Genomic DNA, 25,832 nt, shown 5'->3' with positions numbered 1-25,832 from the left:
GTAATGCAAAGAAGAGAATTTTTAAAAAGATCAGCTGTACTCTCAACGGTAGCTACGAGCGCTGTGCTAGCAGATGGGGGAAAAGACGACTATAAACCGCAGTCAAACTCGCTAGAGCCTGAATTTCGAGTAAAGGACGGCAAAATTTCACTTAGTGATGGACATAGTGTTATCTTTTCGATGTGTCATGGCTGTACGACGAAGTGTGGCATAAGGCTTCATGTGGATGACAAAAACGACCGAGTTTTAAGATGTAGTGGCAACCCATACCACCCACTTTCAAACGTACACTGGGCAAATTTTGACACATCGATAAATGACGCACTTCTTGTCACAACACTAAGTGGCGAAGACGAAAAGCGAGCTACAGTTTGCGCTAGAGGAGCGATATTGCCTGAGATGATAGACTCGCCTGCAAGGATACTAACGCCACTAAAGAGAGTTGGTAAAAGGGGTGAGGGAAAATGGAAGAGCATAAGCTTTGAGCAGCTAGTAGAAGAGGTCGTAGAGGGCGGAGATCTCTTTGGTGAGGGGCATGTGGACGGGCTAAGAGCAATATATAGCGACGAGCTAATCGACAGCGAAAACCCAGAATATGGCACTAAGCGCAATCAATTTTTAAGTTTTTATCTATATGACGGACGCTCTGACATCGTTGATCGCTTTGTCAAAAAGTCATTTGGCACTATAAATCACTACTCGCACGGCGGAATTTGTGGTGGTGGCTTTAGGGTCGGTGGTAAGATCGCACATAACGCAAAGGGCTTTGCACATACAAAACCAGACTATGAAAACTCTAAATTTGTTATCTACTGGGGCACTTCGCCGTCAAATGGTGGCAACCCTTTCCAAAAACAGGCAAAAATGCTCTCTTATGCAAGAGGCACTAGAGATGATTTTAGCTACGCAGTGGTCGACCCAAGCGTTACAAATGCTGTAAAATACGCCTCTTCAGACAAAGGCCGCTGGATAGCGATAAAGCCAGGCACCGACTCGGCTCTAGCTATGGCTATGATACGCTGGATCATAGAAAATGAAAAATACGCTACAAACTACCTTATCCAGCCAAATTTAGACCAGGCAAAGCTAGCAGGCGAGATACACTGGTGTAATGCCACGCATCTAGTCATCACCGAAAAAGACCACAAAGACTATGGTAAATTTGCACTTATCAACAATGAATGGCAGGTTTGCTCGCAAGATGGCAAGATACAAAGCTACAAGGTAAATGAACCAGCCAAGCTCTACTACAAAGGTAAAATTTTAATAGACGGCAAAAAGGTCGAGGTAAAAAGCTCAATGCAGCTTTTAAAAGAGTCAGCTTATAAGCATAGCTTAGAGGAGTACTCAAAAATTTGCGGTGTAAGCGTTGAAGATATCATCTGGCTTTGTGAAAATTTCACTAAAAACGGCAGACAGGTGAGCACAAACGTGCATGGCGGTATGATGCATACGCAAGCTGGTATGACTACTTTTGCGATCCTTTGTCTAAACACGCTAATGGGCACTTACGGCTACAAAGGTGGCAACGTCAATGCAAGTGCTGGTACTCACGAGTTTTTAAAAGGCAGATATGACCTTGAGAGCTTTGAGGGCGCTTATAAACCAAATGGTCTAAATTTATCAAGATCAGGCAAATACTACGAAACAAGCTCTGAGTATAAACGCAAAGTGGCAGCTGGCGGCAGCGGCTATCCATCAACTCAGCCATGGTATCCTATCTCAATGCCACTTGTAAACGAAACGCTTACAAGCCACAAGGCTGGCTATCCATACAAAGTAAAAGTTTTCATAAACTACATGACAAACGTACTTTACGGCCAAGCAGGACTTGAAAAAGCGGTTTTAGACGTACTAAAAGATAGTAAAAATTTACCACTTTTTGTTGGCATCGACGCCTTTATGAACGAGACAAACGCCTATGCTGACTACATCGTACCAGACGGAGTAAATTTAGAAAACTGGGCACTTCCAAACTCTCTTTGGGGAACGATCGCTAAAACTTCAGTCGTGCGCTATCCGGCTGTTAGCTCAAAGCAGGCAAAGGATAAAAACGGTGGCACGATCGACGTTGAGGCATTTTATATAGCCGTGGCAAAGAGGCTTGGACTAAAAGGCTTTGGCAAAAATGCCTTCAAAGACAAAGATGGAAATTTCATGGACCTTGACGTAAAAGAGCAGTATTATGCGGCTGCACTAGCAAATTTGGCTTTTGACGGCGAGGGTGTGAAAGATATAAGCGACGAGGACAAAAAGCTTAGTAAGATATCAAGAGTGATGACAAAACTCGATCCTTATCTAAAAGATGAAGAGAAGCCAAAAGTGGCGCACATACTAGCAAAAGGTGGCAGATATGGTAGCTACGAGAGCGCATATAAGGGTGATAAAGCAACCGTAAAAGTGCCAGCGCCTACGCCAGCTTCTATCTACTATGAGCCACTTGGTGGGCATAGACACTCAATAACAGGCGAATTTATGCCAGGAGTGCCAAGTCTGATGCTACCAGTAGCAAGTGACGGCACGCCGCTTGAGAAATTTTTCCCACGCTCTGAGTGGAAATACACAGTAAGCTCAAGAAAGTCAAATATCCAACACTTCTACACCTTTGTTAGCCCAAGGCTAAGAGCTGTTCATCCTAGCAACTTCATAAGGATAGCACCAGATATCGCAAGTGAGCAGGGCATTCGCTCAGGCGATAAGGTCAAAGTGACTACTCCTTATGGAGCACAAGTTGGCGAGGCGTTTGTGACGGATGGCGTTGCTAGCGGAGTTATTAGTATCGAGCATGGATTTGGTCATGATGAGTTTGGTATAAGAACGCACATCGTCGATGGAAAGCCAGCTTTTGGGATCGCAAATTTAGAAAAAGGGGTCAATCATAATAAGCTTGGACTTCTTGATCCAAAAAGAAATGGCGAATTTAGTTTAAATGACTGGTTGGTTGGTACTTGCGCTAGACAAGCACTTCCTGCAAATATAAGAAAGATCGGCTAGTTTGATATAAATTTGGCGAGTAGAGTAAAATTTGCTTGCCAAATTTCACTTTTTGTAAGAGTTTTTGTCTTGCGGATTGTAAATTTAGATACAGAGCAAGCTTTTAGGTTGCTTGCAAGCTAAAATTTCCTCACATATTTATAGGGTTTCATAGTTAAATTTAATGTTTTAAATTTTGCAGAGTTAAATTTAGTATTGCTAGTTTGCTTTGGCTTTAAGCGCTCTAGTTTGCTAGATCCTCAGCCACTTTTGCAGCAAGTTTTAGCTTGTCGCTATCAAAGTGAGTATAAATTCTTGAGGTATTTAAGCTTGCATGCCCTAGAGCTTCTTGCACCAAAACAAGGTCTTTTTGCTTTTTGTAAAGCATCGTTGCAAAGGTGTGGCGCAGCATGTGAGCACCATTTTTCTCTTTTCTGATACCAGCTTTAAATAAAATTTGCTCAACTATGCGGCTAACATAAGCCTGCGTAAGCCTGGTGCCTTTTTTATTGATAAAAAGATAGCCCTCTTTGTTGATGTAGTTTATTGCGATCGCGTTTAGATGAGCTTCTATTAAGTGTCGTTTTATCATAACGATGCGGTATTTGTTGCCTTTGCCTCGGATCCTAATGATAAAAAGATCGCCATCTTCAGTGATGTCCTTTCGCTTTAAATTTAGAGCCTCGCTCACACGAATGCCAGTAAAAATGATAGTTTTGATGATGAGCTTATTTCGATTTGAGTTTTGCTTAAAATCACTCTCCTCGATCGCATCAAGAAATTTCTTGACCTCATCTTCGCCCATAAACTCAGGTAACTTTTGCCCTTTATTGCCACTCACTCCACCCCAGTTTTTTAAATTTATATCAAAAACATGGGCCTTGCCATCCTCTTCGTTTTGTTTGTCTAAAAACGCAAAGAAATTTATCACTGAGATGCGGTAATTTTTCTTGCTAGCATCACTTAGCCCACCAGTCGTACTAGCTAATATTTCGCTTAGCAGCTCTTCGTCGATCTGTTTTAGGCTGCTAAGCTCGTAAAATTTCATTGTTTCATATATTTTTTTAAGTGGATTAAAGTAGGTATTTATGCCAGTAAGTCCTGCATTTCTCGCGCCTTTTACCAAGCCATCAAGCTGGTCTATATTTTTTATCTCGCGGCTTAGAGCGTAATTCACACTTGCAAGCGCCTTTGGATCCCTAAGCTCTTTATTCGAAAGTGAGCTAAGTTTAAATTTGACGTAGCGAGTGAGCCAAAATATAAATGAGTTTTCAAAATTATCTTTACAATCAAGCGGGTATTTCAAACCAATAACCTTAAATTTTTATTTTGAAAAGTATTATATTTGAAATTTTATAAAATCTACTCTTTTTAAAATTCAACTATAAAAGCTTAAGCACATATCCATTTTCAGAGGCTTCAAGCTTATATTTATGCATCTTATCAAGTTCTAAAACCACTCTGAAATATCTATCATGCCAGCCTATGATCACATTTTTAAAATATTCATTTTCAAGTTTTAAGCTCTTAGTTTTAAAGCTTCTTGGCGGCTTTGCAAAGTCAAGAACGATCTTATTTTTCTCATAAGCAAAATGCTTTAAATTTTTAGCTTTTGTAGCGATTTTTAGCTCTTTGTCGTTGGCTAGAAAGCTTATAAAACCTAGAAATTTAACATCTTTTCCATTTTTTATACTATCAACTGGCTTTGTGCTAGGCTCAATCTTTATCTCGACCACCTTTTGTTCAGGTTTTATGGTAGCTTCTTTTGCTTTATCTGTGCTAAGATCGATCACTACAACATTTGGAGTTGGCATATCTGAAGTTTTATTTCTATCTTTATTTGAAATTTTAGTTTCATTTTTTTCTATTATCACAGGAGTGCTTACTTTTTGGCTAGGCATATTTGCCATTGTGACCGAAACATCTAGCTTTTTTGCCACAACTGGTTCTGGATTTTTTACCTTATTTAAAGCAAATTCATCGCTGTAATCGATAGTTTTATTTATATCGGCTAGCCTTTTTTCCTTTATAGTACCGTCATTCGCCCTATATCTTATAGTGACATCTAGTAAAAGTGCCGCATCGCTTGGAAATTTAAACGAAAGAGAATCAAAGCTATCAAATTTTTCTATGATATTTGTTGTCATAACGCTTGTATTTAGCTCGCTAATAGGCATAAATGGGTTCTCTCTAGCAAAGACGCTTGCTGCAAATATAGATAAAACTAACCAAAATTTTTTCATCATTCCTACTTTTTATTAAAGTCTGGCTCAAGGCCTTGTAATTCAAAATAATCTTTTTGCAGACGCGCGTTCATTTTTTTTAAAATTTCCACGTCTTCGCTAAGCCTCTCTTTTTTGCTCTGAAGGCTTAACATAACATCAAGTGAGCGTTTGCCAAACATCATATTGCCTACATAAAAAGCAAACATAGCCACACAAATGGTGGCTATGACGTAGCGTAATGTCGGTCTAATGTATTTTAAAATTTTATGAAATATGCCATCAGCGTTGCCATATTCGTCTAAAATTTCGCTCAAATATTATCCCCCAAAAACTCTCCAGCCTCAAGTTCGATCTCAAGCAAGCGGTTGTATTTTGCGTTACGCTCGCTTCTTGAAGTAGCACCTGTCTTTATCTCGCCAGTGTTTAGTGCGACTGCAAAGTCAGCGATGAATGCATCTTCGCTCTCACCGCTTCTGTGGCTCATTATGCAGCGATATCCGTTTCTTTGAGCAAGGCGGACAGTTTGCATGGTTTGTGTGACTGAGCCTATTTGATTTGGCTTGATTAAGATTGCATTTGCGATCTTTTTCTCGATACCTTCGTGTAAAATTTTCTCATTTGTGACAAAAAGGTCGTCGCCAACTAGCTGTACTTTGTCGCCGAGTCTTTTTGTAAGCTCAGCCCAGCCGCTCCAGTCATCCTCGCTAAGGCCATCTTCGATAGAAAATATCGGATATTTTTCACAAAGTTTTTCATAGTAGCTAATAAGCTCGTCGCTACTAAATTTCTTGCCTTCAAGCTCGTATTTGCCGTCTTTATAAAGCTCACTTGAAGCGACGTCAAGGGCAAGTTTGATTTGGCTGCCTAGCTCATATCCAGCCTCTTTTACAGCTTGCGAGATAAGCTTTAGTGGCTCTTCGTTGTCTTTTAAATTTGGAGCAAAACCACCCTCGTCGCCGACAGCAGTGCTATGGCCAGCTGCGTTTAGGATAGATTTTAGCTTGTGATAAATTTCAGTTGCAGCTCTAAGTGCTTCGCTAAATGTGCTAAAACCAAATGGCATGATCATAAATTCTTGAAAATCAACGCTGTTATTTGCGTGCGCGCCGCCATTTATGATGTTAAACATCGGTACTGGCAAGATGCTAGCGTTTGCACCGCCAAGGTAGCGATAAAGCGGGATATTTAGGCTCTTTGCGGCTGCGCGAGCTACCGCCATAGATACGCCAAGGACTGCGTTTGCGCCTAAATTTGAGTAGTTATGTGTACCATCAAGCTCAAGCATCTCCGCATCAACTGCTTTTTGGTTGTAGGCATCAAGGCCGATTATCGCCTCAGCGATCTTTTCATTTACGTTTGAAACAGCTTTTAAAACGCCCTTGCCAGCGTATCTCTCGTCTTTGTCGCGAAGCTCTAGCGCCTCACGCTTACCAGTGCTTGCGCCACTTGGCACGATCGCGCTTGCCTCAGTTCCGTCGCTTAGTCTAACTGTCGCACGAACTGTTGGGTTGCCTCTGCTGTCTAAAACCTCGTGAGCTTCTACATCTTCAATAAATACCATTATTCATCTCCTACTTCGTTTGTGTCGTCGTCTTCGTCTTTTGCGCCGCTACTTATTAGGTGGTCGATCCCCATTGAGCCTTTTATCGCCGCTACTATCTCATCAGAAATTTCTGGGTGCTCTTTTAGGTAGGCTTTGGCGTTTTCTCTACCTTGACCTAGTTTTTCGGCCTTGTAGCTAAACCACGCGCCTGATTTGTCGATGATGTCGAGCTTTACGCCATAGTCGATGATCTCGCCCTCTTTGCTCACACCCTCGCCAAACATGATGTCAAATTCAGCCACTTTAAATGGAGGCGCGACCTTGTTTTTAACCACTTTTGCTTTTGTGCGGTTGCCGATAGGCTCGTCATTTTGTTTAAGTGTGGCTATTTTTCTAACATCGATTCTTACAGATGAGTAAAATTTAAGCGCATTACCGCCAGTTGTGGTCTCTGGCGTGCCATATCCCATCATACCGATCTTCATACGAATTTGGTTGATGAAGATAACAGTTGTCTTCATCTTGCTTAAAATTCCAGTTAGCTTTCTAAGCGCCTGGCTCATAAGCCTTGCTTGCAGACCAACGTGCTGATCGCCCATATCGCCGTCTATCTCGCTCTTTGGAGTAAGAGCAGCGACGCTATCAACTACTATAAGATCGATCGCACCGCTTCTTGCAAGTGTCTCAACGATCTCAAGTGCCTGCTCGCCAAAGTCAGGCTGAGAGACGTAAAGATTATCGGTATTTACGCCTAAATTTGAAGCGTATTTTACGTCTAGTGCGTGCTCTGCATCGACAAATGCACAAATTCCGCCAGCTTTTTGCGCTTCAGCGATGATGTGAAGCGTGAGCGTGGTCTTACCAGAGCTCTCTGGTCCGTAGATCTCGATGATCCTGCCTTTTGGGACGCCGCCTATGCCAAGAGCTAGGTCAAGTCCTAGCGAGCCAGTAGGTATCGACTCGATGGCCTCAACCTCTTTGTCGCCAAGCCTTAAAAGCGTGCCTTTACCAAAAGCTTTATCGATCTGCTTTAGTGCAAGCTCAAGCGCCTTTTTCTTGTCCGCTTCGCTCTCTGGGATAGCTATCTTTTTGTCACTATCTTTTTCTTTTGCCATTTTTTACCTTATAGTTGAAATTTGGCTTGATTTTATCTAAAAAGAGATGAATTTTACTTGATTTACTCGCAAATTATAATATTTTCGCCAAGCAGTGCAGCGCTATCAATAAGAGCAAAAAGGTGCTCTTTTTCAAACAAAAATCCATAAATTTGATCTTCGTTTTTTAGTATCCCAAGCTTAAGTGGCTCTACAAGCGAGCTTGCGCAAAGTGTGAGAAAGACTTTATCGATATTATTTTGTGAAATTTGGGGCTTATTTTTAAAATTTTCATCTTTTATAAAAGAGAGAAATTCCTCTTGCGAGGTTAATTTATTAAATTTAAAAATTAGTTTTTCTTCTAAGGCCTGAACTAAAATTTCATCAAATTTAACTAGGTCTATGTGATCTTTTACGCCTAAAATTTTGGCAAAATTTAGTAAATTTTTATCATAATCAGCCACATTTTTCTCATGCTCGCTTTGCGCCTTTTTAGCCCTATAAATGGCGTAAAACCCGATTGCTATAAACAAAAGTGAAATGGTAAAAACTTCGCTCAAAAACTCACTCATCATCGTCCTTATAAAATGCAAACTTCAGTCTTAAGCTCTACGCCAAATTTCTCTAAAACTCTAGCTTTTGCCAAATTTATAAGGCTAATGGCGTCTTCAAAGCTTGCGTGGTTAAAATTTATCAAAAAATTCGCGTGCTCTTCGCTAAATTTCGCTCCGCCAACTGCGTATCCCTTTAGTCCAACTGCCTCTAGCATTGCCCCTGCAAAATGGCCCTGGGGATTAACAAAGCAGCTGCCAAAGCTAGCCCCTTTTGGCTGATTTGCTCTTTTTGCGCTTATGGCTTCAGAGATGCTTGCGTCAAAGCCGCTTTGAAGCTTAAATTTAGCCCCCAAAATAGCCTCGTCTATGCCGCTGTGACGGTAGCTAAAGCTTATCTCATCTTTACCCACCCAGCCACGAGCTAGACGCACATGCGTGAGGTCGTCGCTTATGCTAAATTTAAGCAACCCAGCGTTCATTTTTATAAGTCCGCCAAGCGTGCCTGGGATATTTTTTAAAAACTCAAGGTTCGCGATGTTATTTTGCTTGCAGAAGTTATAAATTTTGGCAGATTTTGTCGCAGCTCCTATCTCAAGGCAAATTTTATCGCCGAAGCATTCTAAATTTATATAGTCAAAGCTCTTGCCAAGCATCGCCATTTTTGGAGGATTTGGCGAGATAAGAAGGTTGTTGCCACCGCCTATCACCACAGCGCCTAAAAAGTGAGGCGAGCTTAGATCTTCAAGGCTATTTACCTCGAAAATTTCATGCACGCCGCCTATTCTAACTGAGGTAAATTTAGAAAAATCAACAAGCCTCGTCACTGGATAAATTCCGGTATAAAATCAAGCATGCGAGTGGTAAATTCAACCATCATCGAGATCATCCAAGGCATCAAAAATATGATAACAACGACAACTAGCAAAATTTTTGGCACGAAGCTTAGCGTAGTTTCGTTTATCTGCGTGGTCGCTTGAAAAATGGAGATGATAAGACCTGCGATTAGTCCGCTTAGCAGCATCGGAAGGCTGATATAAAGGGCGATCTTAAAGGTTTCAACTCCAAGTGAGACAAGCGTACTTTGCATCAGCTAAACCTTACTTCGTTGTATTCAGTTGGGATTAGGTAGTCATTTACGTCGATCGGCTTTTCAAAAAAGCCTTTGTCATAGCCTATTTGATATAGCTTATTTAGCGCTTTTAGCTGCGTTTCGTTCATGCTTATAGACTCGTCATTTGCATATAAATTTAGATACGTTTTAAGCTCTTCTTTGCCAACTCTGATGAGGTTTCGCTCCATTAGCATGTGAGATAAAAATAGCTTGTGTGAAGTGGCGATCCTAACGGCCTCACTAAGCACTCTCTCGCATTCGATCGCGTCGGTTATCGGCAGACTTCGTCTAAGCGCCATGCCACCAAGTGGAAGCGGTAAATTTTCGCCGTTTAGCTCGCTCCAGATGTCCCAAATTTCGCGCTCCACGCAGAGCTGGTCTGAGAAATTTAAGATACTTTCATGTATAAGCACGCCAGCATCGACTTCGCCGCTAAGTACGGCATTTTCGATCTCTAAGAAATTTTTATAAACGATCCTTGCCTCTGGGTAGGCTATACGAAAGAGCAGGGCATTTGTCGTGTTTTTGCCAGATAGCGCGACCTTGAAATTTCGCTTTAGCTGCTTATCTTTTAGCTTGATAAGTTTTGGGCCATATCCATTGCCAAAGCTCACCGCACAGCGCAAAAGTGCAAATTCATCGCAAATTTTAGGATAGAGCGCAAAGCTGATCGCTGTTGCCTCGTAAGTGCCTTTTAGCGCCTCTTCGTTTAGCGTTTCTATATCAAGCGCCTTTGATGTGAAGGCTAAATTTTTACTGCTAACCCAGCCAAATTTGACTGCGGCATACATGAAAATATCGTCAGCGTCCGGCGAGTGAGCGACGTTTATGGTTTTTAGATTGTGCAAAGATGATCCTTTTTTTGATTACGCCATTTTAATGAAATTTATTTAAAATAAAGTTTTAAGGGTGGTTTTGAAACGATTTTACCAGCTTTGCCTCTTTGAAATTTAGCACGTATTTCACGTCTATGGCGTCTTTAGCACCTTTCCTTCGCGCTTGGAGCGTTGAGTAAAACGGATGCTTAAGTTCAAGCATCTTAAGCAGTTTTTGATCGCTATCTTCTTTTTTTATATTTTCAACGATTATTGTCGTTATAAATTTGCCCTCAAACTCGTAAAATGGCCACACTATTACGCCAGCATCGCTTGTTTTAAAGTCTATAATTTTAGATTTTTTAGGGATATTTAGCATGGAGATGATCCTTTTGTGAGGAATTTCTGCGTTTTGCACCGAGATCACCTTTACAAGCAGGTCTTTTTTGAGCCCGATGCCATTTTGGCTAAAGCGATAAACTCCGTCTTCAAGGATGCCAACCTTTTCAAAGGCATTAGCGTAGTTTGCGGCGGTGCAAGCGGTTAGTAAAAGCGCTAGAAATATTAAAATTTTTATAAATTTCATCTTTTCTCTTAAAATTCCACTCTCTTTAGCCTATCTGAAGCGAAATTCTTTCTACCAAATTTAGCCTCATCTTTGCCGTTTAGCTCGACTAAATCGCCTGTAAAGCCACAAATGTCATTTTTAACAAGATAACTTCCCACGCCATAAGTATCAACCGGCGTGTTATAAGCTTCAAAATCTTCTATAATCTTAGGACTAAAACCTGAGCTAACAACGATTTTAACGTATTTAAAGCCAGCTTTATCAAGCGCCTCTCTTAGAGCAAATATAAGCTCCTTGCAAACGCCATGTGGGTCAAATTTGCTCGTATCTTTGTCCTCAAAATATTTATCTATCAAATTTTTACTAGTATCAACCCTAACCGCGCCAAGCCTCTCTTTTAGGGCATTTGCAGCCTTTAATGCATCTGTGATCACGTCGTTATTATAGTCCACTAAGGCCGTGATCTTCTCATTTTCAAAGGTTTTAGCATAAATTTCTGAGGCTTTTACTATATCCCCGCCGCACATTTGAATGAGTGCATGAGGCATGGTACCACCACCTTTTAGCCCCGTAAGCTCACCCTGAGCATCTGTAGCGACCTTTTTGATGCCGCCTACAAATGATGCATAGCCGTCGCCTGGTTGCGTGCAGATGTCATCTTGCCTGTCTGCCATGCTAAAAACATCCTTGCCATTTGCCGCTCTTATCACGTCTCTTGAATTTGTCGCCACGCAGCTTCTTCTAGTAAGGGTCGCGTCGATCACGTTTTCTAAAAAGCCGAAATTCTCATACTTGCCGCTTATCTTTAAAACTGGCTCGTTTACGTTTATGATATCGCCATCATTAAGCGCATAAATTTCAAGCTCGCTTGGGTCTTTGGCAAATTTATTGATGATGGCTAAAACCTCGTCAATGCCGCAAAGCACGATATCATCGCGCCTTTGGAAAAACTGCATCGTCACATGCTGATCAGGTAAATTTTGCTTAATTATCTCATTTACTTTTAGAAAATATTTCGCCGTAAAGTAGCCCTCACCGATCCTTGGATCTAGCATAAAGGTCTTGTCTGTTAGCCTATCTATCTTGCCTTGCATCTTTAGCTCAAGTTCGTTCATGTCTGTCCTTTTTTTATCGTGATTATAGCATTTTGGTAGAAAAGTAAAAATTATAAAAATATATTTTAAGAATGTATAAGAGTATATTTTATAAAATCTTGAAATTTTACTTTTAAAGGAAAAATATGAAAAAGTTCTTACTTTTAATGGTTGCAATTTTTGCATTTGGCAATGAAAATTTGCTAGTAAGTGCTGGTGGCGGATATAAAAAGATAGTTGAGGCAGTCGCACAAAATCTCAAAAAAGATGGCGTAAATATCGACACTTCTTTTGCAAATATCACAGCGATCATGGCGCAGGCAAAAGAGGGCAAAACTGACGTGATCGTGGGCGATGAAGACTTTTTGAAAAAGTCTGATCTAAAGATTGCTGAATACGTAAATTTAGGCTCAGGCGCTTTGGTGCTAGCTACTAAAAAAGGTGTGAAAATAGAAAAAGTTGATGAGCTAAAAACTCTTTCTAAGATCGCTATGCCAGATGCTGTAAAGACAGTTTATGGTAAAAGAGCGAATGAATTTATGCAAAAAGCAAATTTAAGTGGCGAGCTAAAGGATAAAATTTTAGCGGTTGCCGGCGTGCCACAAGTCGTTACTTATGTATTAAACGGCGAAGTTGATGCTGGATTTATTAATCAGACCGAACTAAATGTACATAAAGACGAATTTGGCAGTTTTATTTTGATAGACAAATCGCTTTACGCTCCAGCAAACATTGTAGCTGCGAAGCTTGAAGGATGCGATAAAAAGGCTGATTGTGAGAAATTTATAAATGAGCTAAAAAGCGAGAGATCAAAAGAAATTTACACTAAATTTGGCATAAGATAAGGCGAAATTTGCAAGAGCTCTCTTGGCTGTTTGACCCGCTATTTTTAAGCATAAAGGTCGTTTTGTGCCAAGGGGCTTTACTTATCATTTTTGGGCTGGCCTTAGCTTATTATTTAGCTTTTAGTAAGACAGAGCTTAGAGCTATTTTAGAGATGATCGTAACTTTTCCACTCATCTTTCCGCCCATTGCGACTGGATTTTTACTGCTTTATCTGCTTGGCAAAAATGGTATCGTCGGCAAGGCTTTAAATTTAGAAATTATTTTTAGTTTTAAGGCTCTTGTGCTAGCTGCTTTTATAGCCTCTTTACCACTATTTGTAAAGCCTGTCGCTTCTGCTCTTGGCTCACTTTCAAAAAGCCTAAGTGAAGCAGCATACAGCCTTGGGAAAGATAAATTTCAAACAGCTATTTTCGTGCTCTTTCCATGCGTTGCGAAAAGCGTAGCATCGGCTTTTGTTCTAGCGATCTCGCGTGGGCTTGGCGAGGTTGGCATAACACTAATTTTGGGTGGCAATATCATAGGCAAAACAGACACTATTTCGCTTGCCATTTATAATGCCGTATACGATGGCAAAAGTGATGAAGCGCTGATTTTAAGCCTTGTTTTGGTTGTATTAAGCTTTATTTTGTTTGGGATTATAAATTTGCTTGATAAAAGTAAAATTTAAAATGAGAGTGGCGAGAGGATGAGAGAATCGAACTCCCCACCAGACGGTCAACCGCCCAGTCATCGGGTTTGAAGCCCGTGAGCATCACCAGATTACTTTATCCTCCGTGTGCGTTATTCTAGCAGATTTAGATAAATTTTAGCCCATTTTCTATAAACTTTTTGAAATTACAAAAGGATTTCTGATTTTAAAATTTAGCGTTTTTACATTTTTAGCTCTATTTTTTTGCTCTTGCTCTTCGGTTCTTTCTCCAGCAACTGCACCGCTAAATGTATATGATGCATACTCTATTTCACGTGATAAACGTGGTATTTACTCGATCACAAGAGATAAATTTATACAAAGCAAATTGCAAAGCAAAATTTTGTTTTCAAAAGGACTTAGCAATATCGATATCGAGATAGAGGTTTTTTACGGAGATGCTTATCTGATCGGACTTGTTGATAGTAAAGAGCTTGAAGATAAGCTAGTAGAACTAGCCAAAAGTACAGATGGTGTGCGAAAAATTTATACCTATCTTCGTATCAAAAAGCCAGAATATCCATGCGATAGTCTAAAAATTCTTGCAAACTTAAAGCAAAATCTTTTTAAAGATAGTATAGTTGAGGGCACAAATGTGCGTGTTAGCATAGTTGGCTGTGATGTTGTATTTAGCGGCGTAGTTGATAGCATTGAACAAGAAAAACATGCTATTTGGTACGCTAAGCACATTGACGGCGTGGCCGATGTCTACTCATTTATTAAAGTTATCAAATAAATTTAGCTTAAATATCGCGCTTTTTTACAAAGCTTGCAATAAGGCTTGGCAAGATGATTAGCGCACCAAGAAGCATAAATACCATAACAAGATCAGTTAGTAAGCCAAAATATATAGTTGGGATAAAGTTACTAGTTATCATCACACTAAAGCCAAGAAAAATAGTGAACGATGTGTAATACATCGCATATCCGATGCTTGCATGAGCAGCTTTAATACTCTCAAAAACGCTTTTTGTAAGCATTTCTTCTTTAAATCGGTGTATGTAGTGAATGATATCATCAACGCCGATACCTATACTAATGGCTGCGATCGTTATACTCATCACATCAAGCGGAATGCCAAAAAATCCCATCACACCAAAGAGTGTGCAAAGCGGGATTAAATTTGAAATTATCGCAATGGTTGCTAGCTTTATGCTTCTAAAAATAAAGCAAAATATGATAAAAAGTATAGCGACAGTTAGTCCAAAAGTATCAACTTGTGAGCTAAGTAAATTTTGAAGCATATTGTTATAAAGCACCATCATGCCGGCAACTTCTATACTTACATTGTCATTTTTAGTAAGCTGTGCTAGCCCTTCTCTAAGCTCCTTTAGAAATAAATTTCGTCTAAGTTCAGAGTCGCTATCGACGATCCTTATACTAAATCTAAGTTCATCATCTTCAACGCTTACATAGGGGCTTAATAAGATATTTTTATAATTTTGTGGTAATTTCTCATACATTGCAGCTAATAAAAAATCATCACTCGCACCGTTATTTAGCTCTTTTATGGCTTTTATAAGGGTTGCTAGCGAGCTTACGTGTCCGACAAATTTTTGCTCTTTTATATAGTCGTGAATCTTCTCAGCAACCCTTGTGTGATAGCTATTAAACCAGTATTTCGCATCCTTGGCATTACTTTCAAACTCATTTTCAAACTCATCTTGCTCGGTATTTTTATCTTGTTTTTGCTCTTTAAATTTCACTATCACATCAACTGGTATCGTGCCGCCAAGTTTGGTATCAATAACTTGCATTCCTTGGCGAATTTCTGTGCTTTCTTTAAAGTAGCCAATGAAGCTATTTTCAACCTTTATCTTGCTGATACCATAAACACCAAAACAGACAACTAGAGCGCAAACTACGTAGATAATCTTTCTTGAGTTTAGAGCTAAATTCGCGCAGTATTTTGTAAATTTAAAGCTATTTTCAAAGGTTCTAATAGGAGCTAATTTTTCTAAATTTACATTTATCGCACCAAATAGCAAAAACGCAAGCACAAGCGAAACACTAATGCCAGTGCTCATCATAATGCCAAGCATGATAACTGGCTTTATGTCAGCACTCATAAGCGAGCTAAAGCCAATAACCGTGGTAAATATCGCCCAAAAAGATGGAGAGAATTTATCACGAAGCGTTAGATAAATTAGCTGATTTTGGCTATATTTTGGATGCTTTGCGTAAAATTCTCTATAGCTAACGACTAGATGGATGACTGTTGAAATAGTAATGATGAGCTGAAGCGCGATGTAGTTTGAGCTAATGACCGTCACTTCCCAGTCAAATATGCCAAAAATTCCGGTCGTAAAAATGACACTTACGGCACATATAAACATCGGCAAAACTATCCATCTAATCTGTCTGAAAAATAGCCACAAACTAAAGTTAAGAAGAGCAAGTACGCTTAAGCCATAGACTAAAAGATCGCTCTTTATAAAGCCTATCATATCATCGGCGATCATATTTGCACCGCCTAAAAATAGCTCGTCATTTGCGTTAAATTTAGCTATGGTTGCTTTTATGGCCTCAAGGTTTTCGTGATCGCTTTTTCTAAGCTCATCTCGGTAGGCTTTAAACTCATAGGCAAGAGCCTCTAGCTTAAGTCGCTCAGCTTGTGTGATAGTGCCGTTTAACTCTTTTTGGCTAAGTAAATTTCTCTCATTTACAAGCTCATTAAATTTTTCATCTTGTTTTAAATTTAGAGCAATTGCTGTGGTTTTTAGATCATTGCTTATCAAATTTCCGCTGTAAATCGGACTTTTGGCAAACTCAAGCTTTGCTTTTGAAATATTTATATCTTTATCTTGCAGCGTTGGAGTATGATCTAAGATACCAGTAATCCCGCCTTTTACACTATTTAAAAGCGGAATATTTATTATAGAGATGACGCTATTTACCATATCGTTTTTAGCTAGTTCATCGCCTAAATTTTTGATAAGTTCTAAATTTTTAGGTGAAAAAAGATCATCTTTTGGAGTAAAAGCAACCACTAAAAATCCAGGTGAGTCGTAGCGTTTAGCTATCTCTCTATAAGCTTTTAAGTCAGGATCATGCTCAAGTAGTAGCGTTTCAGCTGAAGCATCGACGCTAAGCTTGGTACTAAGATAGCCAAAAACTACGCTTAAAGCTAAAATCAGAGCAATAATAAGCTTGTTTCTAGCAATGATAAATTTAAAAATTTGTCGCATTAAGGGTTGGTTTTATTTTGATCAGGCAAAACAGCTTCGTTTAGCTTTTGTAAAAGAGTATTGAAATCAGCGTTATTTAGCACATCGCCAAACTGGCTTCTGTATGTTTGAATGATGCTTACGCCAACGATATCAAGATCGTAAATGAGCCAACCACGCTCTTTAGCGTCATAAAATTTATAGACAAATTCGTAGCTCTTGCCATCATTTACAAGCTCAGATGTTAGCCAGTATCTATTTTTTTGAGGTTCGCTCTCACCAGTTATATGTATCTCTTGGTCTTTGTATCCTAAAAGTTTATCTATGTATGAGCCTTTTAGTTTTTGCTCAAATGCTGCGTCAAATTTAGCCTGTTCATCGCTACTTAGACTGTTGTAACGTTTGCCAAGGCTTATCTTTGCCATTTGTTTATAGTCAAAAAATGGATCAAGAAGAGCAAAAATTTCTTTTGTCTTTGCGTTATTGTCTAAATTTGTATCTTTTAAAATTTCAATAACCTTTGTTGTTTTCATCTCTACTTCAGGCTTGATCTGCTCTTTTGAAATAGCAAAAAGGCTAGTTGTAAAAAGTAAAATCATAGTTAGAATTTTTAAAATTTTCATATTTACTCCTTGATAAGCTTGTCACGTCTTTGCTCGTAAGCATCGCGTAAAAATGGATAAAGATCAATAGCATCTTTTCTTAGTTTTTCATAAGCAGTTGGATCTTGTGAAAAGCTATTAAACGCTCTATATGACTTGATGCCAGTTGATAAAAGTATGGGATCAACGTAGCTAATAGGATCAGTAAAATAATCTCCGACCATGCCACCAGTATCTCTTAAATTTGATGGTCCAATAAGTGGCCAAACGATATGAAAACCGCTGCCAAGCCCCCAATATCCAAGCGTTTGTCCAAAATCCTCATCGTGAGCTTTGAGGTTGTAGTATTTTGCTCCGTCTGTTAGTCCGCCAAAGCCTATTATCGTATTTGCTAAAAATCTCAATGTCTCTTCACCAGCATTTTGAAATTTAAACTGAAGTAAGTTATTTACAAAGCGAACTGGGAAAAGCAGGTTGTCAAAGAAATTTGAAACCATTGTTCTAGCTGTTTTTGGCACAACGTAGGCATAGCCTTTTGCCACCGGAGTTAGCATATTTACATAGATAAAGTCATTTGCGTGTGTCATCATTCTATTGTAACCACTAAGCGGGTCAAAAACATCTTTTCTTGCTTCAAATTCAACATCAAATTCGTCGTTTTCGCTATTCGTATTTATGTCAGTATTAGCACAGGCTAAAAGCAAACTAAAAAAGATAGAAAGCAAAAATTTCATACTAAGCCTTATTTTTATTTATAAAATGTAGCTTGATTTTATCTTTTAAAAACTTTACAAGAAATTAAGAGAAATTTATAAATTGGCTTAAATCTTTAAGCTTAAGGATTAATATAATTAGATATACTTCACAAATTATTCTCTAATATAGTAAAGGTAAAAATTTTGAAAGCAGATATAAATTTAGAACTATTTTTAGGCGAAGATACACAGGTTTTAGCTAAACATATTACATTATTAAAGGCTATAAAAGAGACAAAGAGTATCACAAAAGCGGCAGAATTGGTTGGCATATCATACAAAAATGCTTGGGACTGCCTTGATACGATAAATAACAAAAGTAGTAAGCCGCTTATTATTAGAGCTGATGGAAATAAAAAAAATAGTGGCTCTGAGCTAAGCGAGTATGCCAATAAACTGATAAAAATTTATGATGCCATTCTTGAGACTCAAAAGGATTTTTTACAAAAAATTTGTCAAAAAGTAGATTTTGAGGATGTAGATATTGTAAATCTTCAAAGAATGAATATGAACTTAAGTGCTAGAAATCAGCTCTCATGCGAGATTATTGGCATAAACCGCGGTGCGGTAAATTCTCAAATAATTGCAAAACTAAGTAATGGCTGCACGCTTGAGTCAAACATCACGGTTGAAAGTGAGAAAAATTTAGGCCTAAAAGTTGGACAAAAAGTTATTTATATTTTTAAAGCTCCAGCTGTTATTTTGGCTAGGGATCTAGATATAAAAATAAGCACAAAAAATCAATTAAAAGGCGAGGTGATCGAAGCAAAGATAGGTGCTGTAAATGCTGAAATCACACTAAAACTAAGCGATGAGCAGACTTTAACTGCCATCATCACAAAAGATAGTGCTATCCAGATGAAAATAGGTGTTGGCGATACACTTTTAGCAATAGTAAAATCATCTCAAATCATTATAGGAGTTTAAATGAGAAAAGCTTTTAAATTTTTATGTGTGACAGCTTTGCTTGCCATAAACGCATTTGGCGCTGAAGTAAATGTATATGCAGCAGCAAACACAACATACGCATTTCCAGAGCTTATAAAAGAGTTTAATAAGCTTCATCCAGACGCTAAGATCAACCTAACTCTTGGCGCAAGCGGTGGTCTTGTTACTCAGATCCAAAACTCAGCTCCAGCTGATATCTTTATGGCTGCTGATATGGGCTTTGCACAAAAGGCTTATGACACAGGATTTGCAGTAGCTGCTCCAAAAGTTTATGCACAAGGTGCTGTTGCTCTTTTTTCTATTAGAAATGTTGATTTCAAAAAAGGTATTGAAGTTGTTCGTGGCTTAAAAGCGATCTCTATCGCAAATCCACAAACTGCACCATACGGCAAAGCTAGTATAGAGGCTCTTAAAAACGCAAAACTTTATGACGAAGTAGAAAAAAATATCGTCTATGCTCAAAAAATTTCTGAAACTCTATCTCAGGCATTAAGTGCATCTGATGTAGGTTTTATCGCTGCTAGCGCACTTTTTGATGAGAAAATGTCAAAATACAAAGAGGGCGTTAATTACATCCTTGTTCCACAAGAGCTATACACTCCGATAGATCAAGGTATCGTTCTTCTAAAACATGCTGAAAAAAATGATGATGCAAAAGCATTTTATGAGTTTATCTTAGGTGATAAATCAAGAGAAATTTTCAATAAATTTGGTTACAACGTTCCAGCTAAATGATAAGAGCAAAGATCGTTGGAATTTTAACTAAAGATGACGTTAACTTATTTGAGCTAAAGGGTCTAAATTTAGAGGCAAATTTATTTATGCTAGTCTTGAATGAGGCTAGCAAATTCGCCTTAGATGATGAGATTAGCTTAGGTTTTAAAAGCTCAGATGTTGTCTTGGCAAAAAACAAACTTGACGCCAGCTCGCTTGAGAATGAATTAAAATGTGTAGTACAAGCCATAAATTTTGGTGAAGTTTTAAGTATTGTTGGTCTAAAGTGCGATCAAATCCACTTCGAAGCTATCATTTCAAATCACGCTTTAAAAGCGCTAAATTTGAGTAAAAATGATAGTGTTTTTGCCTATATAAAATCTACTAGTATTCATATAAGTACTCAAAAATGATAGAAATTTCTTGCAAAAAAGAGCTAAATGGTGGCGATGGCAAATTTATGCTAGAAGCAGACTTTAGCTTTGAAAGTGGTGATTTTGTCGCACTTTATGGAGCAAGCGGCGGCGGGAAGACTACTATTTTAAGATTGATTGCTGGTTTTGAAACGCCACAAAGCGGATTTATAAAGGTTGGGGATAAAATTTTCTTTGATGAAAAGAGGAATTTAGCTCCACAAAAACGAAATATTGGCTTTTTATTTCAAGATTATGCATTGTTTGAAAATATGAATGTCTTTAAAAATTTACTCTTTGCAAAAGATGACATAAGCCTAGCAAATAAACTTCTTGATATCTGCGGTCTAACAAGCCTAAAAAACGCAAAGATCAGCACTCTTTCTGGCGGCCAAAAACAACGCGTAGCACTTGCCCGTGCCGTCATGCGAAGGCCTAAAATTTTACTACTTGATGAGCCGTTAAGTGCACTTGATAATGCTATGCGTGAGAAACTTCAAGACTATTTACTCGCACTTCATGATGAGTTTAAGATGAGCATTATTTTAGTAAGTCATGATATCGCTGAAATTTATAAGCTTTGCAATAAAGTCTTTGTCCTTGAAAATGGAAAAATTTCAAGATCAGGTAGCGCAAGTGAGATATTTTTAAAGAGTGCAGGATCGCAGAAATTTGCCTTTAACGCTAAAATTTTAGAGATAAAAAAACGTGATGCTATTTACGTGGCAAATGTATTAATAAACCGCCAAATTTGTGAAGTGGTGCTAAGTAGCAACGAAGCAATGAATCTAAAAGCAGGCGATATGGTAGTAGTTAGCACAAAAGCATTTAGCGTAAATTTGGAAAAAGCATGATAGACGAGTTAAAAAGTATCGATTACGAGCCATTTTGGTTATCACTAAAATTATCTTTCATAACAACTTTTATTTTATTTTTTGTCTGCATTGCACTTGCTTATTTTATGTCTCAGAAAAAATTTTTCGGCAAATCATTTTTAGAGTCAGTAATCTCACTGCCTTTAGTTTTGCCACCAAGCGTTCTTGGCTTTTATCTGCTCATTTTTCTTTCACCTTATTCGGCCTTTGGTAAATTTATCGAGGAAATTTTTGGAGTTAGGCTTGTTTTTAACTTCACAGGTCTTGTTGTGGCAAGTTGTATCTATTCATTGCCATTTATGTTTGGTCCGATTTATGCTGGGCTAAATAGCCTAAAAAAGAGCCTTTTTGAAGCGAGCTATAGTCTTGGTAAAAATAAGCTCACGACTATTTTTAGGGTGATTTTGCCAAGTATCAGATCAAATTTATTAACAGCTACTGTCGTTAGTTTTGCTCACACTATGGGTGAGTTTGGTGTTGTTTTAATGATAGGCGGTAGCGTAGCTGGAGAGAGCAAGGTTGCAAGTATTGCGATATTTGAAGCGGTTGAGATGCTTGATTACACCAAAGCTCATATCTATGCACTTTTGATGTTAATAATTAGCTTTTTTGTTCTTTTCGTAGTTTATCTTTTAAATTCTAAAAAAGCTTAAGACAAAGCTTATAAAGATATAATAGTAAAAATTTTAAAGGATGAAGTATGATAAAAGTGCCTACAAGTATATATTTAAATGCCTTAGACGGTAAGGAATTTGATTTCTCTGCCTTTGTAAGAACGCATGACTGCGTCATTTTTATCTACCCAAAGATAGGCGAGGACTTTAGCCTTTTAAGCGAGCAATTGCAAAATACTGTGGGCATGAAAGGCTGCACCAAACAAGCGATAAACTATAAGAAATTTTTAAAAGATTTTAACGATCTTGGTTTTATGGTCATAGCTATTGGCTCCCAAGATATAGCAGCTCAAAAGAAATTTCAAGAAGAAACTTCAGCTGGAGTTATGTTTTTAAATGATAGTGAGTTTATGCTTGAGAAAGCACTTGAACTTCCAGTTTTTTCTGCATCAAATGGCCATAAATTCTACTTTAGACAAACACTTATCATAAAAGATGGCAAGGTAAGGCACGCATATATAGTGGATGATCCTGAGAATGATGCTAAAAATATGCTAGAAAAAATCAAAGAAAAAGACTACTAGGAGCTAAAATGAGCCAAAATAGCAAAATCGAAAAGTCTTATGACGAGCTAACTTATAAATCAATAGCTTTTGCCCAATCATCGCCATATAGGCTTGAAGCTTGTGCGACACTTCTTGGCATAACTCCACCGCCATGTGAAAATGCAAGAGTTTTAGAGATAGGATGTAGCTTTGGCGGAAATTTGATCCCATTTGCAGTAAATAACAAAAATGCAAAAGTAGTTGGCATAGATCTTAGCGGCGAGCAGATAAGGCGAGGGCAAGAGATCGTTAAAGAGATGGGGCTTACAAATTTAGAGCTTATACACGGCGATATTTGCGAATTTAAAAGCGATGAGAAATTTGACTATATCATTGCTCATGGTGTTTTTAGCTGGGTGCCTGACTTTGTAAAAGAAGCTATATTAAAAGTCGTAAGAGAGAATTTAAGTGCAAATGGCGTGGCGTTTATCTCTTATAATGTTTATCCTGGCTGGAAAGTAAAAGATATCGTAAGAGATATAATGCTACTTGCCGCAAAAGATAAAGAGAGCATGCAAGAGAGGTTAAAAGCAGCCAAAGAAGCACTTTTGGTCTATAAAGAATATTTGCTAACAAGAAATGAAGAAATTTATGAGGGAAAAATACCCCTTAAGATGCTTCTTTTTGTAACAGAACATGTGCTCTCAAAAGATGACTTTTACATAGCTCATGAGTTTTTAGAATATACAAATGATCCATTTTATTTTAAAGATTTTAATGCCATGCTTGCCAAAAATGAGCTTACTTATCTTTGTGAGTATACGCTTGATGATATTTTTACCCCAGATGTTGGCACAGCCGTAGTAGATGAATACAAAAATAACAAGTTTAAGGACAGAATCGATCTAGAGCAATTCATGGATATGATTAGCAACAAAGTATTTAGACAAAGCCTAATAGTCCATAGCAAAACTTATGAGAGCATAGCCAATAAACAAATAGGCCCAAGCGATATTAATAAAATTCACGTTGTGGCAGATTTTATAAAGAAAGATAACCAGTGGCAAGATAGTTATGGTGCTATGCCACAAGATATATCATGGCTTTGCGAGGTCTTTTATAAGATGTATCCAGCCAGCATAAACCTTTCTCAGATTTTAGAAATTTTGCCAGAAGATAAGCTTATGGTTTATAGCGCTTTTGTAAGGATTTTAACAAACTCGTCTGATGCAATGATCTTAAAAGATGAGCAAAAAAATATCGAGTATAGGCCTGGACACTCAAGGCTTAGTCAAAATTTAATAAATTATGTAAGATATTTTTTAAATCATAAAAATAATGCCGATGTTGTTTTTGCTAATAAATTTAGCATTTCAAGAAAGCTTAACAATATCGATTATTACATACTTTTATTGCTTGATGGTAAAAATAGCTTAGAAGATGTCGCAGCAAAAGCTTTGAAATTTATCAAAGAGAACAACGAAGATATATTTGATATAAATGGCAAAGTGCTTAGAAAAGATAAAGTCGCAGCAAACATAATGAGTTACGTGCTAGGCACAGCAAAAATAGCTAGCATGCTTTATCTACTAGAAGAAATTTAAGGTTTAAATTTTACTTTGCTTATATAGTTGTGTGATTTTATCTTTTAGATCTAGCGTATTTTTTGAGAGAGCTATGAAAAATGGACTTTTTAAATCAGCGAGCTCATAGCTCATCTCTTTGCTACTATTAGCGTCAAATACTTTTCCGCCACAAAAATTTACGAGCGCTTCTCCTGCAGCATTGTCCCAAAGGTAGCTTGGGGCAAATCTCAAATAAGCTCCACCAAATTCAACCAAACGGCAAAATTTTATGGCTGAGCCGATGCACCTTTGCTCAAAATTTAGGCTCTGTCCTATGAATTCTATCTCTTTGGCGTCGCCTCTTCTGCTTGAAAAGATTAGATTGTCTAAATTTTTATCTTTTTTGTTTAAATCAACTCTGCTTATGATTTCATCATTGTTATCTAAAATTTCTTTAAAAGCGCCATTTTCATCAGCATAAAAAAGCTCTTTACTAACTGGGATAAATATCACGCCAAGCACCGGCCTAGCTTTTTTTATAAGCGCTATGCAAACGCAAAATTCGCCGTTTCTAGCTAGAAATTCTTTCGTGCCATCAAGAGGATCTACGAGCCAAAACTCATCTTTGTCACTCTCTTGCAAGATGCTCTCTTCAGAGCAAATTTTTATCCCGCTTTTGCTTAGAATTTTTATTATCGCTTCATTTGCGGCTAGATCAGCGCTAGTTAGCGGTGAGCTATCATCTTTTAGGCAGACTTTAAGAGCCGTATTATCTGCAGAGTAAAATTTCATTATTTGTGCTCCAGCATTAACGGCTGCTTTTTTAGCTAAATTTAGAAGCTCACTCATTTTGGTGTTCTGTTTGTCTCTCCAACATAAAGCTGTCTTGGGCGGACGATCTTTATCGTATCTTGCTCTTTTAGCTCGATCCACTGGCTGATCCAGCCTGGCGTCCTACCGATGACAAAGATTACGGCAAACATATTATTTGGTATGCCAAGCGCCTTTAGGATGAGCCCTGAGTGAAAATCAACGTTTGGATATAAATTTCTGCTTACAAAGTAGTCATCATTTAGCGCGATCTCCTCGATACGGTTTGCGATCTTGATAAGCTCTGAGTTGATGCCTATCTCGTCCATGAGCTGATCTCTCATTTTTTTGAGCACTTTTGCGCGAGGGTCAAAATTTTTATAGACCCTGTGGCCAAAGCCCATTAGCCTAAATGGATCATTTTTATCCTTTGCTCTAGCGATGTATCTATCAACGTTTGCTACCGAGCCTATTTCTTCAAGCTGGCGGATGACACCCTCGTTTGCGCCGCCATGAGCCCAGCCCCAAAGTGCGCCGATGCCCGCACTTATACATGCGTATGGGTGAGCGTGCGTTGAGCCAACGGTTCTAACAGTCGTAGTTGAAGCGTTTTGCTCGTGATCTGCGTGCAGCATAAAGACCGTGTCAAGCGCTTTTATCTCGATTGGTTTAAGATCGACATGCTCATATGGATAGCCCCTCATCATGTAGAGGAAATTTTCAGTAAAGCCACGATCTAAATTTGGATATATGATAGGAAGCCCGCGTGAGTAGCGGTAACTAAAGGCCGCGATCGTTGGAATTTTAGCGATTATACGCATAGCCATCTCGTGATACTCTTCAGGTTTATCCATATTTAGGTGGTCTGAGTAAAACGCACTTAGCGCTGATACTGCTGCTTGTAAGATCGCCATAGGGTGAGCTTTATCTGGAAATGCGTCAAATAGCTTCATCATGCCTTCATGTATAAAGCTTCTTTTTTTAAGCTCGGTTTTAAAATTTATATACTGATCATTTGTTGGAAGCTCTTTGTTTAAGAGTAAGTATGCCACGTCTAAAAATGTCTTATTTTCAGCCAAATACGCGATATCATAACCTCTATACATTAGCTCGCCTTTTAAGCCGTCTATATAAGTTATCGCTGAGCGACACATCGCAGTTGAAGTATAACCTCTGTCAAAAGTAAACATTCCAGTATCACTAAAAAATGTCGAGATGTCTATCACATCAGGTCCCATAGTGCCTTTTAGTATAGGAAACTCGTAACTCTTGCCAGTTCTGTTATCAGTTAGCGTAGCTGTATTTGATGACAT

General features: G+C 38.4%; 27 protein-coding genes and 1 tRNA gene. 11 read left to right on the top strand and 17 right to left on the bottom strand.

Annotation, left to right across the window (positions count from 1 at the left end; all coding sequences use genetic code 11):
- The first annotated feature begins 3 nt into the window (after positions 1-3).
- Positions 4-2,994 carry a molybdopterin dinucleotide binding domain-containing protein gene (locus tag A3223_RS06620; protein WP_084109643.1) on the top strand — a complete coding sequence of 997 codons (2,991 nt, stop codon included), beginning with the start codon at positions 4-6 and terminating at the stop codon, positions 2,992-2,994.
- Between the two features lie 223 nt (positions 2,995-3,217).
- Here A3223_RS06620 and A3223_RS06615 read toward each other — a convergent pair whose 3' ends face one another.
- The 11 genes from A3223_RS06615 to A3223_RS06565 all read right to left on the bottom strand — a co-directional run bounded on the left by A3223_RS06615 (position 3,218) and on the right by A3223_RS06565 (position 11,998).
- Positions 3,218-4,279, bottom strand: a complete 1,062-nt coding sequence (locus tag A3223_RS06615) for a tyrosine-type recombinase/integrase (protein WP_084109642.1) — start codon at positions 4,277-4,279, stop codon at positions 3,218-3,220.
- A gap of 76 nt (positions 4,280-4,355) precedes the next feature.
- A complete protein-coding gene (locus tag A3223_RS06610; protein ID WP_084109641.1) occupies positions 4,356-5,216 on the bottom strand; it encodes an AMIN domain-containing protein in 861 nt (286 codons plus the stop codon).
- 5 nt (positions 5,217-5,221) lie between these two features.
- Positions 5,222-5,404: a hypothetical protein gene (locus tag A3223_RS09920; RefSeq protein ID WP_180378667.1), complete on the bottom strand. Its 183-nt coding sequence runs from the start codon at positions 5,402-5,404 to the stop codon at positions 5,222-5,224.
- 104 nt (positions 5,405-5,508) lie between these two features.
- A complete protein-coding gene (gene eno / locus A3223_RS06600) occupies positions 5,509-6,759 on the bottom strand; it encodes a phosphopyruvate hydratase (protein WP_084109640.1) in 1,251 nt (416 codons plus the stop codon).
- Entirely contained in the window at positions 6,759-7,856 is a 1,098-nt protein-coding gene (gene recA / locus A3223_RS06595) for a recombinase RecA (protein ID WP_084109639.1), read from the bottom strand. The genes eno and recA overlap by 1 nt, the downstream gene beginning before the upstream one ends.
- 62 nt (positions 7,857-7,918) lie before the next feature.
- On the bottom strand, positions 7,919-8,407 hold the full coding sequence (locus A3223_RS06590; RefSeq protein ID WP_084109638.1) for an addiction module antitoxin: 489 nt from the start codon (positions 8,405-8,407) through the stop codon (positions 7,919-7,921).
- An 8-nt stretch (positions 8,408-8,415) separates the two neighbouring features.
- Positions 8,416-9,213, bottom strand: a complete 798-nt coding sequence (locus A3223_RS06585) for a UDP-N-acetylmuramate dehydrogenase (protein ID WP_084109637.1) — start codon at positions 9,211-9,213, stop codon at positions 8,416-8,418.
- Entirely contained in the window at positions 9,210-9,479 is a 270-nt protein-coding gene (gene fliQ / locus A3223_RS06580) for a flagellar biosynthesis protein FliQ (RefSeq protein WP_223154231.1), read from the bottom strand. The genes A3223_RS06585 and fliQ overlap by 4 nt, the downstream gene beginning before the upstream one ends.
- A complete protein-coding gene (locus A3223_RS06575; RefSeq protein ID WP_374057436.1) occupies positions 9,476-10,291 on the bottom strand; it encodes a menaquinone biosynthesis family protein in 816 nt (271 codons plus the stop codon). The genes fliQ and A3223_RS06575 overlap by 4 nt, the downstream gene beginning before the upstream one ends.
- Before the next feature lie 112 nt (positions 10,292-10,403).
- Positions 10,404-10,901: a chemotaxis protein gene (locus tag A3223_RS06570; protein ID WP_084109635.1), complete on the bottom strand. Its 498-nt coding sequence runs from the start codon at positions 10,899-10,901 to the stop codon at positions 10,404-10,406.
- Positions 10,902-10,909: 8 nt separating this feature from the next.
- Complete coding sequence (locus A3223_RS06565) at positions 10,910-11,998, bottom strand: nicotinate phosphoribosyltransferase (RefSeq protein ID WP_084109634.1); 1,089 nt, start codon at positions 11,996-11,998, stop codon at positions 10,910-10,912.
- A 125-nt stretch (positions 11,999-12,123) separates the two neighbouring features.
- Between A3223_RS06565 and modA (A3223_RS06560) the strand changes: the two genes are divergently transcribed.
- Together modA (A3223_RS06560) and A3223_RS06555 are read left to right on the top strand one after the other, a co-directional pair.
- Positions 12,124-12,822 (top strand): molybdate ABC transporter substrate-binding protein, encoded by a 699-nt coding sequence (modA, locus tag A3223_RS06560; protein ID WP_084109633.1) that lies wholly within the window; start codon positions 12,124-12,126, stop codon positions 12,820-12,822.
- Positions 12,823-12,830: 8 nt separating this feature from the next.
- Positions 12,831-13,490, top strand: a complete 660-nt coding sequence (locus A3223_RS06555) for a molybdate ABC transporter permease subunit (protein WP_084109632.1) — start codon at positions 12,831-12,833, stop codon at positions 13,488-13,490.
- An 8-nt stretch (positions 13,491-13,498) separates the two neighbouring features.
- Here the strand turns inward: A3223_RS06555 and A3223_RS09615 are convergent.
- A tRNA-Sec gene (locus tag A3223_RS09615) sits at positions 13,499-13,596 on the bottom strand.
- A gap of 75 nt (positions 13,597-13,671) precedes the next feature.
- On the opposite strand from A3223_RS09615, the gene A3223_RS06550 reads away from it, so the two are divergent.
- Positions 13,672-14,247 carry a BON domain-containing protein gene (locus A3223_RS06550; RefSeq protein WP_084109631.1) on the top strand — a complete coding sequence of 192 codons (576 nt, stop codon included), beginning with the start codon at positions 13,672-13,674 and terminating at the stop codon, positions 14,245-14,247.
- A gap of 7 nt (positions 14,248-14,254) precedes the next feature.
- Here the strand turns inward: A3223_RS06550 and A3223_RS06545 are convergent, their stop codons facing one another.
- From A3223_RS06545 to A3223_RS06535, 3 genes are read right to left on the bottom strand one after another with little or no spacing between them, the layout of a single operon-like run.
- Entirely contained in the window at positions 14,255-16,699 is a 2,445-nt protein-coding gene (locus A3223_RS06545; RefSeq protein WP_084109630.1) for an efflux RND transporter permease subunit, read from the bottom strand.
- A complete protein-coding gene (locus A3223_RS06540; protein ID WP_084109629.1) occupies positions 16,699-17,301 on the bottom strand; it encodes a Tgt2/MlaC family protein in 603 nt (200 codons plus the stop codon). Before A3223_RS06540 ends, A3223_RS06545 begins: the two co-directional genes overlap by 1 nt.
- A gap of 2 nt (positions 17,302-17,303) precedes the next feature.
- On the bottom strand, positions 17,304-18,014 hold the full coding sequence (locus tag A3223_RS06535; RefSeq protein ID WP_084109628.1) for an MlaA family lipoprotein: 711 nt from the start codon (positions 18,012-18,014) through the stop codon (positions 17,304-17,306).
- A 165-nt stretch (positions 18,015-18,179) separates the two neighbouring features.
- On the opposite strand from A3223_RS06535, the gene A3223_RS06530 reads away from it, so the two are divergent.
- The 7 genes from A3223_RS06530 to A3223_RS06500 are packed head-to-tail and all read left to right on the top strand — an operon-like array spanning position 18,180 to position 23,748.
- Entirely contained in the window at positions 18,180-18,962 is a 783-nt protein-coding gene (locus tag A3223_RS06530) for a TOBE domain-containing protein (RefSeq protein ID WP_084109627.1), read from the top strand.
- Positions 18,963-19,718, top strand: a complete 756-nt coding sequence (modA, locus tag A3223_RS06525) for a molybdate ABC transporter substrate-binding protein (RefSeq protein WP_084109626.1) — start codon at positions 18,963-18,965, stop codon at positions 19,716-19,718. It begins immediately after the preceding gene.
- Positions 19,715-20,110 carry a TOBE domain-containing protein gene (locus A3223_RS06520; protein WP_084109625.1) on the top strand — a complete coding sequence of 132 codons (396 nt, stop codon included), beginning with the start codon at positions 19,715-19,717 and terminating at the stop codon, positions 20,108-20,110. Before modA (A3223_RS06525) ends, A3223_RS06520 begins: the two co-directional genes overlap by 4 nt.
- On the top strand, positions 20,107-20,964 hold the full coding sequence (locus A3223_RS06515; protein WP_084109624.1) for a sulfate/molybdate ABC transporter ATP-binding protein: 858 nt from the start codon (positions 20,107-20,109) through the stop codon (positions 20,962-20,964). Before A3223_RS06520 ends, A3223_RS06515 begins: the two co-directional genes overlap by 4 nt.
- Positions 20,961-21,638 (top strand): molybdate ABC transporter permease subunit, encoded by a 678-nt coding sequence (gene modB / locus A3223_RS06510; protein WP_084109623.1) that lies wholly within the window; start codon positions 20,961-20,963, stop codon positions 21,636-21,638. Before A3223_RS06515 ends, modB begins: the two co-directional genes overlap by 4 nt.
- Positions 21,639-21,685: 47 nt before the next feature.
- Positions 21,686-22,183: a redoxin family protein gene (locus tag A3223_RS06505; protein ID WP_084109622.1), complete on the top strand. Its 498-nt coding sequence runs from the start codon at positions 21,686-21,688 to the stop codon at positions 22,181-22,183.
- A gap of 8 nt (positions 22,184-22,191) precedes the next feature.
- Complete coding sequence (locus tag A3223_RS06500) at positions 22,192-23,748, top strand: class I SAM-dependent methyltransferase (protein ID WP_084109621.1); 1,557 nt, start codon at positions 22,192-22,194, stop codon at positions 23,746-23,748.
- Between the two features lie 3 nt (positions 23,749-23,751).
- On the opposite strand, the gene A3223_RS06495 is transcribed toward A3223_RS06500, so the two are convergent.
- Together A3223_RS06495 and A3223_RS06490 are read right to left on the bottom strand one after the other, a co-directional pair.
- A complete protein-coding gene (locus A3223_RS06495) occupies positions 23,752-24,558 on the bottom strand; it encodes a 3'(2'),5'-bisphosphate nucleotidase CysQ family protein (protein WP_084109620.1) in 807 nt (268 codons plus the stop codon).
- Complete coding sequence (locus A3223_RS06490; RefSeq protein WP_084109619.1) at positions 24,555-25,832, bottom strand: citrate synthase; 1,278 nt, start codon at positions 25,830-25,832, stop codon at positions 24,555-24,557. Before A3223_RS06490 ends, A3223_RS06495 begins: the two co-directional genes overlap by 4 nt.

This window comes from Campylobacter concisus, assembly GCF_002092855.1.
Lineage (GTDB): Bacteria > Campylobacterota > Campylobacteria > Campylobacterales > Campylobacteraceae > Campylobacter_A > Campylobacter_A concisus_AI.
This window is presented reverse-complemented; position numbering and strand designations above follow the sequence as displayed.

Coding starts and splice junctions, on each gene's coding strand:
- A3223_RS06505 (WP_084109622.1), top strand. CDS start 21,686: ATGATAAAAGTGCCTACAAGTATATATTTAAATGCCTTAGACGGTAAG.
- modA (WP_084109626.1), top strand. CDS start 18,963: ATGAGAAAAGCTTTTAAATTTTTATGTGTGACAGCTTTGCTTGCCATA.
- A3223_RS06620 (WP_084109643.1), top strand. CDS start 4: ATGCAAAGAAGAGAATTTTTAAAAAGATCAGCTGTACTCTCAACGGTA.
- A3223_RS06515 (WP_084109624.1), top strand. CDS start 20,107: ATGATAGAAATTTCTTGCAAAAAAGAGCTAAATGGTGGCGATGGCAAA.
- eno (WP_084109640.1), bottom strand. CDS start 6,759: ATGGTATTTATTGAAGATGTAGAAGCTCACGAGGTTTTAGACAGCAGA.
- A3223_RS06490 (WP_084109619.1), bottom strand. CDS start 25,832: ATGTCATCAAATACAGCTACGCTAACTGATAACAGAACTGGCAAGAGT.
- A3223_RS06520 (WP_084109625.1), top strand. CDS start 19,715: ATGATAAGAGCAAAGATCGTTGGAATTTTAACTAAAGATGACGTTAAC.
- A3223_RS06535 (WP_084109628.1), bottom strand. CDS start 18,014: ATGAAATTTTTGCTTTCTATCTTTTTTAGTTTGCTTTTAGCCTGTGCT.
- A3223_RS06540 (WP_084109629.1), bottom strand. CDS start 17,301: ATGAAAATTTTAAAAATTCTAACTATGATTTTACTTTTTACAACTAGC.
- A3223_RS06575 (WP_374057436.1), bottom strand. CDS start 10,291: ATGTATGCCGCAGTCAAATTTGGCTGGGTTAGCAGTAAAAATTTAGCC.
- recA (WP_084109639.1), bottom strand. CDS start 7,856: ATGGCAAAAGAAAAAGATAGTGACAAAAAGATAGCTATCCCAGAGAGC.
- A3223_RS06570 (WP_084109635.1), bottom strand. CDS start 10,901: ATGAAATTTATAAAAATTTTAATATTTCTAGCGCTTTTACTAACCGCT.
- modA (WP_084109633.1), top strand. CDS start 12,124: ATGAAAAAGTTCTTACTTTTAATGGTTGCAATTTTTGCATTTGGCAAT.
- A3223_RS06565 (WP_084109634.1), bottom strand. CDS start 11,998: ATGAACGAACTTGAGCTAAAGATGCAAGGCAAGATAGATAGGCTAACA.
- A3223_RS06500 (WP_084109621.1), top strand. CDS start 22,192: ATGAGCCAAAATAGCAAAATCGAAAAGTCTTATGACGAGCTAACTTAT.
- A3223_RS06590 (WP_084109638.1), bottom strand. CDS start 8,407: ATGAGTGAGTTTTTGAGCGAAGTTTTTACCATTTCACTTTTGTTTATA.
- A3223_RS09920 (WP_180378667.1), bottom strand. CDS start 5,404: ATGTTTGCTTTTTATGTAGGCAATATGATGTTTGGCAAACGCTCACTT.
- A3223_RS06610 (WP_084109641.1), bottom strand. CDS start 5,216: ATGAAAAAATTTTGGTTAGTTTTATCTATATTTGCAGCAAGCGTCTTT.
- A3223_RS06545 (WP_084109630.1), bottom strand. CDS start 16,699: ATGCGACAAATTTTTAAATTTATCATTGCTAGAAACAAGCTTATTATT.
- modB (WP_084109623.1), top strand. CDS start 20,961: ATGATAGACGAGTTAAAAAGTATCGATTACGAGCCATTTTGGTTATCA.
- A3223_RS06495 (WP_084109620.1), bottom strand. CDS start 24,558: ATGAGTGAGCTTCTAAATTTAGCTAAAAAAGCAGCCGTTAATGCTGGA.